General features: G+C 70.6%; 10 protein-coding genes and 1 pseudogene. 4 read left to right on the forward strand and 7 right to left on the reverse strand.

The features are described 5' to 3' along the window. Positions 1-232 precede the first annotated feature (232 nt). Positions 233-955, reverse strand: coding sequence for a mycothiol-dependent nitroreductase Rv2466c family protein (locus ACWGIC_RS29940; RefSeq protein ID WP_452079264.1), 723 nt, complete (start codon positions 953-955; stop codon positions 233-235). A gap of 19 nt (positions 956-974) precedes the next feature. Next, positions 975-1,334, reverse strand: a complete 360-nt coding sequence (locus ACWGIC_RS29945; protein ID WP_452079265.1) for an ArsR/SmtB family transcription factor — start codon at positions 1,332-1,334, stop codon at positions 975-977. Positions 1,335-1,584: 250 nt separating this feature from the next. Here ACWGIC_RS29945 and mgtA point away from each other — a divergent pair, with 250 nt between their 5' ends. The 4 genes and pseudogenes from mgtA to ACWGIC_RS29965 all read left to right on the forward strand — a co-directional run. Continuing rightward, on the forward strand, positions 1,585-4,152 hold the full coding sequence (mgtA, locus tag ACWGIC_RS29950) for a magnesium-translocating P-type ATPase (protein WP_452079266.1): 2,568 nt from the start codon (positions 1,585-1,587) through the stop codon (positions 4,150-4,152). A 67-nt stretch (positions 4,153-4,219) separates the two neighbouring features. Further along, positions 4,220-4,939, forward strand: a complete 720-nt coding sequence (locus ACWGIC_RS29955; protein WP_452079267.1) for an MgtC/SapB family protein — start codon at positions 4,220-4,222, stop codon at positions 4,937-4,939. A gap of 3 nt (positions 4,940-4,942) precedes the next feature. Continuing rightward, entirely contained in the window at positions 4,943-6,676 is a 1,734-nt protein-coding gene (locus ACWGIC_RS29960) for an ABC transporter permease (RefSeq protein WP_452079268.1), read from the forward strand. An 11-nt stretch (positions 6,677-6,687) separates the two neighbouring features. Then, positions 6,688-7,917: pseudogene (locus ACWGIC_RS29965) on the forward strand (ABC transporter ATP-binding protein); the annotation flags it as partial. Positions 7,918-8,086: 169 nt separating this feature from the next. Here the strand turns inward: ACWGIC_RS29965 and ACWGIC_RS29970 are convergent. From ACWGIC_RS29970 to ACWGIC_RS29990, 5 genes are all read right to left on the reverse strand, one after another. Further along, positions 8,087-9,343 (reverse strand): MFS transporter, encoded by a 1,257-nt coding sequence (locus ACWGIC_RS29970; protein WP_452079269.1) that lies wholly within the window; start codon positions 9,341-9,343, stop codon positions 8,087-8,089. A gap of 62 nt (positions 9,344-9,405) precedes the next feature. Further along, positions 9,406-10,866, reverse strand: a complete 1,461-nt coding sequence (locus ACWGIC_RS29975; RefSeq protein ID WP_452079270.1) for an aldehyde dehydrogenase family protein — start codon at positions 10,864-10,866, stop codon at positions 9,406-9,408. Beyond that, positions 10,863-12,479, reverse strand: coding sequence for a thiamine pyrophosphate-dependent enzyme (locus ACWGIC_RS29980; protein WP_452079271.1), 1,617 nt, complete (start codon positions 12,477-12,479; stop codon positions 10,863-10,865). The genes ACWGIC_RS29975 and ACWGIC_RS29980 overlap by 4 nt, the downstream gene beginning before the upstream one ends. Before the next feature lie 94 nt (positions 12,480-12,573). Then, positions 12,574-13,275 carry an IclR family transcriptional regulator gene (locus ACWGIC_RS29985; protein WP_452079272.1) on the reverse strand — a complete coding sequence of 234 codons (702 nt, stop codon included), beginning with the start codon at positions 13,273-13,275 and terminating at the stop codon, positions 12,574-12,576. Between the two features lie 216 nt (positions 13,276-13,491). Next, positions 13,492-16,272, reverse strand: a complete 2,781-nt coding sequence (locus tag ACWGIC_RS29990) for a glycosyl hydrolase 2 galactose-binding domain-containing protein (protein WP_452079273.1) — start codon at positions 16,270-16,272, stop codon at positions 13,492-13,494. Positions 16,273-16,574: the final 302 nt, after the last annotated feature.

Here is a 16,574-nt window from a genome sequence, read left to right on the forward strand (position 1 = left end):
GCCACTTTTGGAAATAATTTCCAACATGGGGCACATACACGGACCGCACACCGCGCTCCCGCCCGACCGGTCCGTCCGCAGTCAGCCCGCTCGGCCTTCCCGACCCGGGCCGACGCGCTCCCAACCCACCCGCAGCACCAACCTCAAGCCCCAGGCATCGGAATCCAGGTCCGTGAAGGGGCCCCTCACGGACTTGCCACAGCGCCGGGAACGGAGCCCGCCGGTCAGCCGCCTACTTCTTCAGCCGGCGGCTCCCGCCGTGCCAATCCTGTTCCCTCCCAGTCTCTCCCGCCGCCACGCCGAACGACGGCAGCTGCGGCATCTCCCGCAGACTCCGCTTCAGCTCGGCGAAACCCGGGAACGCCGCCAATCCCACCACGTGGTCCCACAGCTCCGCCGCCTCCTCGTCCGACGGCAAGCGGCTGATCACCGGGCCGAAGAACGCGACCCCCTCCGGCGGGCGGAAGTGCAGGATCGGCGTCCCGACGTCTTTTCCGGTCAGCGAAAGGGCTTCGTCCGTCTCCCGCTGGATCTCAGCGTCCCACTCAGCGGCATCGACGGCAGAAGCGAGCGAAGCGTCAAGACCAGCTCGCGACAACGCCGACGCGGCAGCCGAACGCGTGCCGTGCGCAGCGCGCGCCTCGGCGGTGTCCTCGACCAGGCCGCTCTCGAAGTTCTGCTCCCCCAGCGCCTCGTACAGCGGGCCGACCGCCTCCCGGCCGTGTTCCGCGCGCACCGCTGCAGCCAAGCGGAGCAATCGCAGACCGGCAGTGTGCGAGGCGTCGTACTCCGGCGGGAAATGCGTCGCGTAGTCCAAGTGCGCGTTCAGCAACCGCAGCGAAATGAAGCGCCAGTCCACCTCGTAGTCGCGCTGGCGGGCGACCTGGCGGACCCATTTGCTGGTCATCCACGCGAACGGGCACACCGGATCGAAGTAGAAATTCAGCTCGGCCATGGCCCGAGTCTAGGAAAGATCAGGCCCCTTTGCTCCGCCGTCCCGCCTCGCCGGACAGCTCCTGGTGGTGCTGCACGGCCAGCTGGACGATGTGCCGCACGTGCGGATCGTCAAGCACGTACACCTGCCGCTTCCCCTCGCGGCGGGCACGGACCAGGCCGGCGAGTTTCAGCTTGCCCAGGTGGTGGCTCGCGGTCGGCACGGTCTGGCCGGTTTCCTCGGCGAGCGTGCCGACGTCGCGTTCCCCGTGCGACAGCAGCCAGAGCAGGTGCAGCCGCACGGTCGCGGACAGCAGGCCGAACGTCGCCGCCGCGTCCTGCAGCAGGTCGGCGGGGAGGGGTTCGGGCGGGGGCAGGGAGGGGGTGGACACGACGGACATCCTCTCGGGTGGGGTTCCAGGGTGACTTAGCCCCCATCAGTTGCACAAGTGTTTGACTGTTTCCGTGATCTGCGCTCTACTGGTCCCCGGCCGGTGCGGGACACCGGCCGCTGAGTCTTGCGGAGGAGGTGAGCCGGGTGACCGGCGAAGGAAGTAGTCGGCACGACCGTGCGGGAACCCGGGCAGCCAGGTAGGTCCGGGCGAACCCCGCGCGGTCCGCTGCTGCCCAGCTGACATCGAGGGGACGACCATGACCCGCTTTCCCGCGCTGCGCGCCCACGGCGACGCGCCGGTGCTCACCCTTTTCCGGAATCTCGACAGCTCGCCGAAAGGCCTCACCGAGAACGAGGCAGCCGAAAGGTTGCGCAGCTTCGGCGACAACCGCATCGACGGCACGCTCCGTGCGCCGGCCCGTGTCTGGGACGCCGCGCGCAGCCCGTTCGTCGCGTTGCTGACCGCGCTCGGCGTCGTGTTCGCTGGCGTCGGCGACGTCCGCGGCGCGGTGACCGTCGGCGTGATGGTCGTGCTCAGCATCGGTTTGCGCTACTGGCAGCACGCCCGGTCCGAGCGCGCGATCAGCGCGGTTCGCGACCAGATCACCACCACTGTCACGGTGCGCCGGCGCGCGGCGGCGGATTTTCCCGGCAGCGAGCGCGAAGTGCCGACGTCCGACCTCGTGCCCGGCGACGTGGTGCTGCTCGGACCTGGCGACGTGATCCCGGCTGACGTCCGCGTTGTCGCTGCGAAAGACTTCGTGGTGGACCAGTCGGCGCTGTCCGGCGAGGCACTGCCGGTCGCGAAGCGCGCGCCCCGGCCCGGCAAGCACGAAGACCACGAACTCGTCGAGACGCCCGCGCTCGGGTTCGCGGGCACGTCCGTGGTCGGCGGCACCGCCACCGCGGTCGTCGCCGCGACCGGCGGCGAGACCTACTTCGGCGAACTGGCCAGGCAATCCGCCGAGCCGCGCGCGGAATCGAGCTTCGATGCCGGGGTCCGCCGCGTCGGCTGGACGCTCGTGCGGTTCATGCTCGTGATGGTGCCGATCGTGCTCGTCGTCAACGGCACGGTCACCGGGGACTGGGCGCAGGCGGGGATGTTCGCGGTCGCCGTCGCGGTCGGCCTCACTCCGGAGATGCTGCCGGTCATCGTCACCACGAACCTCGCACGGGGCGCGGCCGCGCTGTCCCGGCGGCAGGTGATTGTCAAGCGGCTCAACGCCATCCAGGATCTCGCCGCGATGGACGTGCTGTGCGTCGACAAGACCGGCACGCTCACCGAGGACCGGATCGCCTACGCGCACAGCGTCGACTACTCCGGCGGCCCGGACGGCGAAGCGGCCGAATACGCCGGGCTGGCCGTGCGCTTCCAGACCGACCGGCACGACCGCCTGGACGAGGCGATCGAGACCCTGTTCGACGGCGAGGACGACCTGGTCGCCGACGCGCTGTTCACCGGCGTCGCCGAGATCGGCTTCGACCACGCGCGCCGCCGGGCCAGCGTCGTCGTCCGGCGAGGCAGCGAGCACCTGCTGATCAGCAAGGGCGACCCGGACGAGATCCTGCCGCGCTGCAGCCACGCCCGCCGCGACGGCGTCGTCGCCGAATTCGACGACGCGGCCCGGATCGGCGCGGAAGAACTGGTGCGCGCCTACGCCGAGCACGGCATGCGAGTGCTCGCGGTGGCGGCTCGCGAGGTCCCGGCCCGGCTCGACGGATTCGACGAAACTGACGAGAACGAGATGATTCTCGTCGGTTTCGCGGGATTCGTCGACCCGGTCCGCGACGGCGTCGTGAGCGCGGTGAAAACCCTTGACGGGCAAGGCGTCGCGCTGAAAGTGCTGACCGGGGACAACCGGCATGTCGCCGCCCGCGTCGCGGATTCGGCGGGCATCCCGGTCGGCGAAGTCGTGCTCGGCCGTCAGGTCGAAGCGGCCGACGACGCTGAACTGCGCGAGATCGTCAAGGGCACCACAGTTTTCGCGAAGCTCACGCCAGCGCACAAGGCCCGCGTGGTCACCGCGTTGCGGGAGAACGGCCGTGCGGTCGGCTTCGTCGGCGACGGTGTCAACGACGTCGCCGCTCTGCGCACCGCCGACGTCGGCATCGCTCCGGACACCGCCACTGACGCAGCGAAAGACGCGGCGGATCTGGTGCTGCTGGAACGCGACCTCGGCGTGCTCGCGCGCGGCGTGGCCGAAGGACGGCGGACGCTCGGCAACACGCTGAAGTACGTCAACATCACCGCCGCGTCGAACTTCGGCAACGTGCTGTCGGTGCTCGCGGCCAGCGCCTTCCTGCCGTTCTTGCCCATCCTGCCGATCCAGCTCGTGGTGTCGAACCTGCTCTACGACCTGGCTCAGCTCGCGCTGGCGTGGGACCGGGTGGACGAGGACTACCTGAGCCGTCCGCGCCGCTGGGACGCGCGCGGGCTGACCGGCTTCATGCTTGTCTTCGGGCCGCTGTCGTCGCTGTTCGACCTCGCGACGTTCGCGGTGCTGTGGCACGTCTTCGGCGCGGGCGCCGACCCGCTGCTGTTCCAGACCGGCTGGTTCGTCGAGGGTCTGCTTTCGCAGCTGCTGGTCGTGCTCGTCCTGCGCGGCCGCGGCTCTCCCCTGCGCGGCAGCCGCCCGGTCGTGCTGGCCGCGGCCGCCGCCGCGCTTGCCGGCCTGCTGGTGCCGCTGTCGCCGCTCGCCGGGCCGCTGCGGATGCAGGCGCTGCCCGCCAGTTATCTGCTGTGGCTGGCGGTCGTCCTGATCGGGTACGCATTGGCGGCTCAGGTAGCGAAACGGGGCTACGCACGCCAACGTACGTGGTGGTAACCGCCCTTTTCCGAGCCTTTCGCCCAACCCTTTTCTGAACTTATCGCAACAAAAAGTGGGAGCGCAGATGACGACTGCGGAGATGTTGCTGCGCCTTGGCACCGGAGTGGGCCTCGGCACAGTGATCGGATTTGAACGCCAATACCGTGCCCGGATGGCAGGGCTGCGCACGAACGCACTGGTCGCGGCGGGTGCGACGCTGTTCGTTCTGCTGTCCGCGCACGGCTTCAGCGGAGCGAGCGCCGACCCCACCCGGGTCGCCGCGCAAATCGTTTCCGGAATCGGTTTCCTCGGCGCGGGCGTCATTCTGCGCGAAGGGCTGACCGTGCGCGGCCTCAACACGGCGGCGACATTGTGGTGCTCCGCCGCGGTGGGCGCGCTGGCCGGAGCCGGGCTGTACACGGCGGCGGGCGCGGGCACTGCCGTCGTGATGGCAGTGAACATCGCACTGCGCCCGCTCGGCCGGGCAGTCGACCGCCGTCCGGCGACCGGTCGCGAAACCCCGACGTCGTACACCTTTCTGGCAGTGACCAAGGACGACGCCGAAGCGCACGTGCGAGCTTTGCTCGTGCAGGCGCTGGCCCGCACCGATTTCGTCCTGCAATCGGTCACCAGCACCAATGCCGACACCGGCGGACAGGTGCAGGTGCGCGCCGAACTGTCCGCCGATCAGCGCGACGACAAGCAGATGGAGTCGGCGGTGAGCCGGCTGTCCATGGAGCCCTCGGTGACCAGCGTGCGCTGGCAAGCCGAACTCTCCTACGCCGAACGAGACAGCGAGAACTAGACCATGCTGCGTACCTTCCCCACCCGCGGCGCGCTCGTCCGTCCGCGCCGCACCCTCGCCGATGTGGCGGTGTTCCTCGGCGCCGCCGCCGCGCTGTGGCTGATCGTGCGGCTCGCGCACGGCGCCACGACGGCGTGGACTCCGGCGACCGCACCGTCCACAGTGTCCACTGATCCGGCCGAACTCCCTTACTACGCCGGACGTTCGCTGCTGCGGATGTTCGTCGCGCTCGTATTGTCGGTCGGGTTCACTTTCGTCTACGCGACCGCGGCGGCACGGTTGCGGCGTACCGAGAAAATCCTGTTGCCGGCGCTGGACATCCTGCAATCGGTGCCCGTGCTCGGGTTCCTGTCGGTGACGATCACCGGGTTCATCGCGCTGTTCCCCGGCTCGCAGCTGGGCCTGGAATGCGCGTCGGTCTTCGCGATTTTCACTTCGCAGGCGTGGAATCTGACGTTCGCGTTCCACCACTCGCTGGTATCCCAGCCGCGCGACCTGGACGAAGCGGCGCGGCTGCTGCGGCTGTCCCGCTGGCAGCGGTTCTGGCGGGTCGACGTGCCCAGCGGGATGATCCCGCTGGTCTGGAACGGGATGATGAGCTTCGGCGGCGGCTGGTTCTTCCTCACCGCTTCCGAAGCGCTCAGCGTGAACAACCAGAACTTCGCGCTGCCCGGCATCGGTTCGTACGTCGCGACCGCCTCCGCAGAGGGCGACCTCGGCAAGGTGCTGCTGGCGGTCGGCGCGATGGTGGTCCTGGTCGTCGGCGTGAACGTGCTGTTCTGGCGGCCGCTCACGGCGTGGTCGGAGCGGTTCCGCATCGAGAATTCCGAAGCCGCCGAGGCGCCGCGCAGCCTGGTGCTCGACCTGCTGCGCCGCTCCCGGATCCCGGCGCTGCTCGGCCGGGTGCTCGGCAAACTGGTGTTCCCGCTCGACCGCGCGCTGGCGGTCTTCGGGCTCGCCGAGTACCCGCTGCGGTTCTCCCCCGCGCGAAGGCGTGCCGCGGACATCGTGTTCAGCGTCGTGGTCTTCGGGCTGATCGGCTACGGAGCCGTGCGCGCGGTGCTGTTCATCGGCGAGACCACCGGGTACGGCGAGATCGGCCACGTGCTGCTGCTCGGCCTGATCACGTTCGCCCGCGTCGTGACGCTGGTGGTCGCCGGCACGCTGGTGTGGGTGCCGATCGGGGTGTGGATCGGGATGAACCCGCGCGTGTCGCGGCTCGCCCAGCCGGTCGTGCAGGTGCTCGCGTCGTTCCCGGCGAACTTCCTCTTCCCGCTGATCACCGCCGTGCTCGTGGCGACCGGGATTTCCCTGGACTGGGGCGGCATCCTGCTGATGAGCCTCGGCGCGCAGTGGTACATCCTCTTCAATGTCATCGCGGGAGCTTCGGCCGTCCCGCACGACCTGCGCGAGGCGTCGGCGAACCTGCGGCTGCCGCGCGCGCTGTGGTGGCGGCGGCTCGTGCTGCCCGCGATTTTCCCGAGCTACGTCACCGGCGGGATCACCGCGGCGGGCGGCGCGTGGAACGCCTCCATCGTCGCGGAAATCGTCTCCTACAACGGGGTCACGCTCACCGCGACCGGTCTCGGCGCGTACATCGCCGACGCGACCGGCTCCGGCGACTCCGGGCGGATCCTGCTCGGCGTCGCGGTGATGAGCCTGTACGTCGTCGGCCTCAACCGCCTTTTCTGGCGGCGGCTGTACCGCCTCGCCGAACGCCGGTTCTCCCTGTCCTGAAAGGTATTCTCATGTCCGAAGTACTCGTGTCCGTCGACCGCGTCAGCAAGAGCTTCCCCGGTTCGGCGGGCGACGAACTGCGCGTCCTCGACAACATCACTCTCGACCTGCGCGCGGGCGAGATCGTCGCGCTGCTCGGCCGGTCCGGTTCCGGGAAATCGACGCTGCTGCGCACCATCGCCGGGCTGATCGGCCCGACCCGCGGCACCGTTCGCTACCGCGGCGACGAACTCGACGGAGCCAATCCGGGCGCCGCGATGGTGTTCCAGACCTTCGCGCTGATGCCCTGGCTGACCGTGCAGGACAACGTCGAACTCGGTCTCGCCGCGCGCGGTGTCCCGCCGAAGGCGCGCCGGGACCGAGCGTTGCAGGCGATCGACCTGATCGGCCTCGACGGCTTCGAATCCGCTTATCCCAAGGAACTTTCCGGCGGAATGCGGCAGCGCGTCGGCTTCGCCCGCGCGCTCGTGCTCGAACCGGACGTGCTGCTGATGGACGAACCGTTCTCCGCGCTCGACGTGCTGACCGCGGAGAACCTGCGCACCGAGCTGATGAGCTTGTGGCAGCGGGACGATTTCCCCACCAAGGCGGTCTGCATCGTCACGCACAACATCGAGGAGGCGGTCCTGCTCGCCGACCGGGTGCTGGTCCTCGGCGCCAACCCCGGGAACCTGCGCGCGGAGGTCGAAGTCGGCCTCGCCCGGCCGCGCGACCGCAAGTCCCCCGCGTTCGCCGCGTTGGTCGAACGGCTCTACGACCTGCTCACCGGACGCGACCCGGCGGCCGTCGAACCCGCGCAGGCCACTCCGACCGCACGGCCGCTGCCGCACGCGTCAGTCGGCGGGCTGGCCGGGCTCGTGGAGCTCGTGCACGCCCGCGGCGGGCACGCCGATCTGCCGGATCTCGCCGCCGAACTCAGCTTCGAGGTCGACGACCTGCTGCCGCTCGTGGACGCCGCCGCCCTGCTCGACCTCCTCTTCGTCGCGGGCGGAGACCTGCACCTGACCCCGGTCGGCACCGGGTTCACCACCGCGGACATCCAGACCAGCAAGAAGATCTTCGCCGGTCAGGTCCGCGAACGGGCGCCGCTGGTGCGCACGATCGTCAACGCGCTCACCGCCAGTTCGGACGGCACGCTGCGCGCGGAGTTCTTCCTCGACCTGCTCCGCCGCGGCTTCTCCGCCGCCGACGCCCGGCAGCAGCTCGACACCGCGATCGACTGGGGCCGGTACGCCGAACTCTTCGACTACGACACCGACAGCGACCGCCTCGCCGTCACCTCGTCGTGGGGGGGCGAAGGCGGGTGTAAAACGGTAAGCCCCCAACACCCACCCCCACCCCCCCCCCCCCGCCGCCCCGTGTTGTTCCGCGCAACGGGGGTTGCCCCGGGGGATCGCCGCTCACGACGCCTCACCCCTCGGGAGCCGTCTCCACCCGCTGGACGGGGCTGTCCGCCGGAGCGTCCGGAGCCGGAGCCCGGTTCACCATCGCGATCGAGACCGCCCCGATCACCGCCACCGCCGCGAAGAGGTAGAACCCCCACGGATACGCCAGCCCCGCCGACAGCAGCAGCCCGGTCACCAGCGGCCCGGACATCGCGCCGAACCGGCCGATCCCGCTCGCCGCGCCGAGACCGGTGCCGCGCGCTTCGGCGGGGTACACGCGGGCGATGTACACGTAGACCAGCACCTGCGAACTGAAGGTGAAGATCCCCGCCAGCAGAACGCCGACGTACACGCTCGCCCCGGGCAGTTTGATGCTCAGCAGCGCCAGGAACACCGCGGCCGCGGCGAACCACACGATGCTGGAACGGCGGTTGCCGATCCGGTCCGCCACCCGGCCGCCGACCAGCAGCCCGATGACCGCGCCGACGTTCAGCACCAGCAGCAGCGCCAGCGCCGCGCCGAGTTCGTAGCCCGCCGCGCGCATGATCTGCGGCAGCCAGGTGTTCAGGCCGTACACCAGCAGCAGCCCCATGAACGACGTCACCCAGAACGCGATCGTCGCGCGGCCGTAGCCGTGCCGGAACAGGACGCCGACCGGGTTGCGGTTCCGCCGGGCTTCCTTCGCCCGCTCCAGGACCTTCGACTCGGGGAGGAATTTCATCATCAGCGGCACCAGGACCAGCGCGGGCGCGGCCCCGATGACGAACATCCACTGCCAGCCGAACCGTTGCAGCACCAGGATTCCCAGCAGCGCGGTGAGCACCGCGCCGACGTGGTAGCCGGTCATCAGCACTGTGGTCGCGCTGCCGCCGCGGCCGATCCGCGCGTACTCGGTGATCAGCGCCAGCGCGGTCGGCAGCACGCCGCCGAGCCCGAGCCCGGCCAGGAACCGCAGCACGCCGAACAGCCACGGCCCGTTCGCGAACGCGCACAGCAGCGTGCAGACCGAGAAGCTGATCACGGTCAGCAGCATCATCCCGCGGCGGCCGAACAGGTCGCTGAGCGGGCCGATCGAGAACGCGCCGACCGCCACGCCGAGCAGCCCGACCGCGGAGATCAGCGACGCCGTGTTGGGGTCGAGGCCCCAGGCTTTGTCCTTGAGCAGCGCGGGCAGCACGACGCCCAGCACCACCAGGTCGAACCCTTCGAGCGCCACCGCCGTCCAGCACAGCGGGGCCACCCAGCGGGCGTGGCGCGCCCGGGGATCTGTCGAGACCGTCATGTCATCACCTGCGTCGTCGGAGGGGACCTGGCCGGGATACTGCCGTTGAAACGGGTACTGCGTCAGAACGGGTACTGCGGAAGGTCGCCGCGGACGGTGACCCACTGGGTTTCGGTGAACGCCTCCAGGTTGGCCTGCGCGCCGCCGTGCCGGGAGCCGGTTCCCGAATCCCCCACCCCGCCGAACGGCGCGAGGGCTTCGTCGTTGACCGTCTGGTCGTTGACGTGCACCAGACCGGACGGGATCCGCTCGGCCAGCGCCAGCCCCCGCGCGGCGTCCCGGGTCAGGATGCCGAGCGACAGGCCGTATTCGGTACCGCCGGCCAGGCGCACCGCTTCGTCCACTGTGGAGAACGGCACGACCGGCGCGACCGGGCCGAACACCTCCTGGGCGTAGGCGGGCGCGGCGAGCGGGACGTCGGTGAGGACGGTCGGGCGGTAGAACAGGTCCTCGTAGGTGCCGCCGGCCGCGATCTTCGCCCCGGCCTCGGCGCTGCCGGTGACCACCGAGTGCACGCGGTCGCGCTGTCCGGCGTCGATCAGCGGGCCGAGAGCGACGTCGCCGTCTGCCGGGTTGCCGACGGTCAGCTTGGCCGCATGCTCGGCGAGCGCGGCCGCGTAGTCGTCCGCGATCTCGGCCGCGACGAGGTGGCGTCCGGTCGCCATGCAGATCTGCCCGGAGTGGTTGAACGAGCCGAACGCGCCGACCGACGCGGCCTGCTCGACGTCCGCGTCCGCGAGCACGACCAGTGCCGAGTTGCCGCCGAGTTCGAGGTGCACGCGCTTGAGCCGCTCCCCCGCCGCCGCGGCGATCTTGCGGCCCGCGTTCGTCGAACCGGTGAACGCGATGACGCGCACCAGCGGGTCTTCGACCAGTGCCGCGCCGACGTCCGCGCCGCCGGGCAGCAGATGGAAAAGACCTTCGGGCAGCCCGGCTTCCTCGAAGATCCGGGCCAGCACGACGCCGCCGCACACCGCGGTGCGCGGGTCGGGTTTCGCCAGCACCGCGTTGCCGAGCGCCAAGGCGGGCGCGATCGCGCGGATGGAAAGGATCACCGGCGCGTTGAACGGCGAGATCACGCCGACCACTCCGGCCGGGACCCGGCGCGCCATCGACAGCCGAGGCTGGCTGGAACGCAACAGCTCCCCGTACGGATGCGCGGCGAGCGCGGCGGCCTCGTGACATTCCTCGGCCGCGACCGCGCGGGTCTGGAACTGCGCGAACGCCCGCGTGGCACCGGATTCCCGCACTAGCCATTCGTCGATTTCGTCGCCGTGGTCCTCGAAAAGCCGCGCGGCCCGGCGCAACACCCGCGCCCGCTGGTCGTACGGGCGCGCCGCCCACTCCCGTTGGGCTTCCCTCGCCGCTGCGGCGGCCCTGGCGACATCCTCGGGAGCCGCCGCGCCGACCCGGGCCAGAGTGTTCCCGGTGGCCGGTTCGACCGCGTCGTATTCCCCGCCCGCGCCGGGGATCCAGCCGCCGGAGAAGATCCGGCCCTGCCATCCGGTTCCGAGCAGCGTCATGCCGTCACCGCCACTTCCAGCACCAGCGGCTCGGTGCGCGCGGCCAGCGTCGGCAGCACCTCGTTCACCACCGACTCCAGTTCGCCGTACGTTTCCGCCCGGCGCGCGGGGCAGCCGAGCGACTTCGCGAGCCCGCTCACGCTGACCTCGCCGAAACCGGGCCACGGCGCTTTGCCGCCTCCGGAAGTCCGTTCGCCGTGCCGTGCGGCGAGTTTGTCCATGATCGCGTAGCCGCCGTTGGACAGCACGATCACCAGCACTCCGGCGCCGTAATGCGCGGCGCTCCACAGCGCCTGGATCGAGTACAGCGACGAGCCGTCCCCGATGACCGCCACCACCGGACGTTTCAGCCCGCCCATCCGCAATCCGATCGCCGCCGGGACGCCGAAGCCCAGACCGCCCATGGCCGCGCTGAGGAACCCGAGCGGTTCGCGAGCCGGAACGAAGGCGTGCAGCAGCGGACGGCTTGACGGGGATTCCTCGACCAGCACGGTGTCTTTCGGCAACTGGCGCGCGAGCAGACCGAAGACGTGCTCCGGTGCCAGCGGCGCGCCGTCCTCCGGTGCCCCGGGCAGTTCGACCGTCCGGCCGATCTTTTTCTCGCCCGCTTCGCGCGCCGGGATCAGCTCCGCCAACGGCCCGCACACCGCCGACGGCCGCGCCAGGACAGCGAGGTCGACCGGGCTCCGGTGCGCCTCGTTCGGATCGTCGGTGACCACCGCGATGCGCGTGCCCGGTTCGGTCAGCTGTCCCGGTTCCCGCGGGTACTGCCGGAAAACCGGCGCGCCGACCGAGAGCACCGCGTCGTGCCCGGACAACGCTTTCCGCAGTGCTTCGCGGCCCGGCGGCAGATGTCCGGCGAACTGCGGGTGGTCCTGCGGGAATCCGGCGCGGGCGCCGAACGCCTCCTGCCACACCGGGCACGCCAGCTTCTCGGCGAGCGCGGTCAGCCCGCGCCACGATTCGGCGTCGTCGGCCCCCGCTCCCGCCACGAGCACCGGATTGCTTGCGGCACCGAGGAATTCCGCCAGCTCGGCCAGCACCGCGGGTTCGGCGGCGGACGCGCGGACCAGCTTGGCCGGGGCGGGCAGCGGCTCGTCCGCGCCGGCCGGCTCCGCCCAGTCGTCCATCGGCACGATCACCAGCGCCGGGCCGCGGTGCTCGCGCGCCTCGTGCCAGGCGCGGGCCAGCGCGCCCGGAACGTCCTGCGGGCGCGGCGGTTCCGCGATCCACACCGGCGCGGGCCGGGCCAGGTCGTCGAGCCGGTGGCCGGTGAGGAACGGCTCCAGCGCGAGGTGGCGGCGGTCCTGCTGCCCGACGAGCACGACCAGCGGCGCCCGGTTGACCCGGGCGGTCGCGAGCGCGCCCACGGCGTTCCCGAGCCCCGCGGTGGTGTGCAGGATCGCGACCGCGGGCCGGTCGTTCGCGAGCGCCCAGCCGGTCGCCATGCCGACCACCGAACCCTCGTGCAGCGCCAGCACGAACTCGAGATCGTCGGGCAGGTCGGTCAGCAGCGCGATCTCGGTCGACCCGGGATTGGCGAACACCGTCGTGGCGCCGAACCGGCGCAGCACGTCGAACGCGGCGTCGCGAACGGTCGGGGCAGGGCTCACGGACTTCTCCTCGGCAGTGCGGAAGCGGCGGTCCGGAGTGTCCCCGGCCGTTCCCGGCCCGCCCAGCCCCTCTTCCACTCAGCGGAAAAGTTCCTCAGCCTTGCAATGCCCGCGTGACCCCGAGCGCGGCCATCCGGACGACCGGCACGAGCGGCGACAGATTCGGCGTGCAGCTCGGCACCACCACGGAAATCGCCGCCACGACCTGATCGCCCGGCCCGCGCACCGGAGCCGCGACCGACGACGCGCCCTCGGTCATCTCGTTGCGGGAGATGCAGAACCCCTGCAGCCGGACCTCCGCCAGCACCTGGCGCAGCCGCGCCGGATCCGTGATCGTCCCGCTGGCCCGCCGCTCGAGCCCGGCGGCCAGTACGGCTTCGAGGCATTCCGGCGGCGCGTGCGCGAGCAGCACCTTGCCCGGCCCCGCCGCGTGCAGCGGAAGCCGCAGCCCGACCCGCGAGGTGACGACGACGTCCGGATGCGCCTCGAGCTTTTCCAGATACAGCGCGCGGTCCCCGTCGAGCACGACCAGATGCACGACCTCGTGGGTCACCTGCAGAAGATCCTGGAGAAACGGCAGCGCGACGTCCCGCAGCTCGCGCCCGCCCGGAGCCTGCGCCCCGAGCTGCCACAGCCGCAGCCCGATCCGGTAGCGGCCCCGGCCGGTGCGCTCCAGCGCGCCCCAGCCGGTCAGTTCGGCCAGCAGCCGGTGCACGGTGGCAGGCGCGAGCCCGGTCGCCCGGGTGATCTCGCCGTGAGTCTGCTCGGGTCGGCCGGACAGGAAGGAATCCAGCACCGCGAACGCGCGGCTGAGGACCGTGCGCCCGGGTTCGGCGGCGTTGCCGGCGATCGCGTGCCTCCGGGGCTGCGGTGGAGCGGGACGGGGACTGGCCGCCCATCATCCGCCAGTCCCGCGGACACGGCAACCCGCCGTCCCCCTGACTGTCCACACGGGACACCGAGCCGCCCGGACCCCGCTTCCCGCGGAGTTCCCTCGCGACCCGCCGCCGCGTCACCGCCCGAACGTGCGCACCTCCGGACGAACGTCCAGCGCCTCCTCGTTGAACGTCACCGCCACCCCGCGTCCCCGCAGCCGGGACGCCCGCCGATCGACCTTCCACCCGTCGACCCGGACCCCGACCTCCGGATGCCGCCGGGCCTGCTCGGCGTCCAGCCGGACCCGGACGCTCGCCGTTTCCCCTCCGGTCAGGTTCAGGTAGTTGTCGCTGAACGTCGCGGGAAGCACGCGCTCGCCGGTCCGGGTGTCGTACACCTGCAGATGCAGCATCAGCGCCACGGACTCGCCGAGGTTCCGCACGTCCACCGCCACCTCGAGCCCGTCCCGCCCGCGCTTGGCCCCGGCGAGCACCGAAACAGCCGCCGCGGGCATCTCGTCCAGGGCGGAGAACCCGGCCGCCCGATCCGGGTTCTCCACCCAATAGAAGTTCCGCACCAGCTCCGAACCACGCGAATCCTTGAGCACCAGCCGAACGAAGGCGACCTCGGACGGCGCGGCTTTCACCTGCGACGCGATGTTCCCGGCCACGGTGCGATCAGAAGCCGCCGCTCCGCCCACCCGCAGCGAGGTACTGGCGAATTCCGCACCGTCCAGCCCGTAGAGCGTGACCTCGACGCTGCCCCGCACAGCCGACCGGGTATGGTTCGCCACCACCACGTCGTAACTCTGGCCGTCGAGAATCGCGTTCACCCGGCGGCACGCGTGCTGCACCGCGTAGAACGACGAATGCGCCTCCAGGTCATGGCTGTACATCTGCCAGACGAAACTGGGTTGCGCGGGATTGGTCATCCACATGATGACGCCGGTCCGCGGGTAAGGCCCCGCGCTCCGCATATTCGCCGCCGGCGCCTCGTAAATCGCTTTGATGCACTCGTAGTTCATCAGCTGCGACTTGCGCGCGAAGTCCGGAAGGTTCCGCAGCTCGCCGTACCGCTGGGCAGTCAGCTGGAGATACCCCGCGCCGCCGCCGTTCCCGCCGTTCCCGTTCACGTCGCGGTCGGCCCAGAAATCGTCCGGACGCTCCCACGACGCCTCCGGCAGCATCTTCCGCATGAACTCCAGCGTCGGAATCGAATACGAACCGACCTCGTTGTGGAACGGCGGCCACTGCGTGCCGTCGTTGAGCGAGAAATGCTTGGCGGGCGGGACCCAGTGGTACGGCCCGCCGGAGCGGTAGCCGTCGACGGGGTTCTTTCCGGTGTCCCCCGCGGAACTGGTCAGCACCACCCGCTGCGGGTCCAGCTCGGCGACCAGCGCGTCCAGGCCGTCGACGAGCGGCTGCGGCGGCGGCCCCTCGTTCCCGCCGCACCAGAGCAGAATCGACGGATGGTTGCGGAACCGCACGATGCAGTCCCGGATGTTCGCCAGATCGCGCGCGACGTTCTCCGCGGGCGGCCCCTCCGTCGAGCAGAAGAAGTCCTGCCACACCAAAATCCCGTACTCGTCGCACGCGGCGAAGAAGTCCTCGCTGCTGCTCTGCCCGTTCCAGTTCCGGATGAGGTTCAGGTTCGCGTCCCGGTGCAGCCGGACCTGCGCGCGCAACCTCTCCCGGGGAATCCGCTTGAGCGCCTCGTCCAGCCCCCAGTTGCCGCCCATCACCAGGATCGGCTGGTTGTTCACCGTGATCGACAGGCAGTCGGTCACCGCGCCGGAAGGCGAGCGCATCGGCGTCGTGTACTCGATCCGGCGAATCCCGAAGTCCACCGTCCGCTCGTCGTGCACCTGCCCGCCGGACTCGACCCCGACCGTCAGCCGGTACCGATACGGTTCGCCGTACCCGTTGGGCCACCACAGCTTCGGCCGCTCCACTCGCAGGCACGGAAGGTCTTTCGAGGTCAGCACGACCGAAGACGCACCCGCCGGGACGCTGACCGTCCGCCGGAACTCGCGCCCGTCGAGCGTCCCCTTCACCACCACGGACTTCCCGGCCGCGCTGTCCAGCGCGAGTTCGACCGCGACGTCCGCGGTCCGCAAGTCCGCCGACAGCGTCGAGGTGACGTGCACGTCGGCCAGCCGGACCGGACCGGTGGTGCGCCAGGTGACCGGCTGCCAGATGCCGAGATCCCGGTCTGGGATCGTGGGCAGCCAATCCCAGCCGGCGGTGCAGAAAAACGTCGGCCCGTTCTTCAACGTGATCCCGGTCGGGCCGCCGTTGCGCCCGCCCCGCGTCACCCCGCTGGCGTAACTCGGCAGGGCAGGCGGATCGCTGTAATCGAGCTTGCCGACCAGCACCGCCAGCCAAGCCGTCCCGTCCGCCTTGGCAACGATGTCCGTCACCTCGAAGATCGCGCGCTTGAACGCGCCTTCGACCGTGCCGATCTTGACGCCGTTGAGCCAGACGGTCCCGAGGTAGTTGATGCCGTCGAACTGGAGCCAGAACCGCTGGCCCGGAACCAGTTTCGGCACGGGGAACGCGACCCGGTACCAGTAGCCGGTGTCCTTGAGGGTGTCCGGAACGGTGTCGGTCACGATGCGGCCGTACAGCGGATCGGGATACTCGCCGTTGGCGATCATGCTCGTGAGCGGCGTCCCCGGGACCACGGCCGGTTTCAGCCCGGCGACACTCTCCGCGCTGGCCAGCGCGCTCCCGTCGGCAGCTGTGCCGTCCGCCGCGACGAAAGTCCAGCCGCTGCCGATCTCTCCGCCGCCGGTCTGCGGCGGACGGGCCTGCGGTGCGGCCCCGGCAGTGCCGGAAAGCCCGAACGCGCCGAGCATGCCACTGCCCGCGACAGCAATTCCGCCGGACAGGAAACGCCTGCGATTCACCTGGGTCACGTCGCTCCCGAAGCCTCTTCTGACATCGTTGTCAACCGCACTGGAACCCTATTATTCGGCCGCCCGCGGTCCCGATGTCAAGCGACACTGGAAGGTTTTCGCGCGCCCCCGGCGTTTCTGTCGGGCGGACAACCGGCCGCAGGCGCCCCAGAGTGACCGTTCGCTGCGCCATCGGAAGGAACCTTTACGAACTCGGCGGGAAATCGGGCCGCACCCCTGGCGACCGGCTGCCTTGCTCTTTTAGGGTGACGGCGTTCGCGGCGGGACGAATGCCCCGCTCAACGGTGCACCACCGAAGGAAA

The organism is Amycolatopsis sp. NPDC054798, assembly GCF_053611505.1.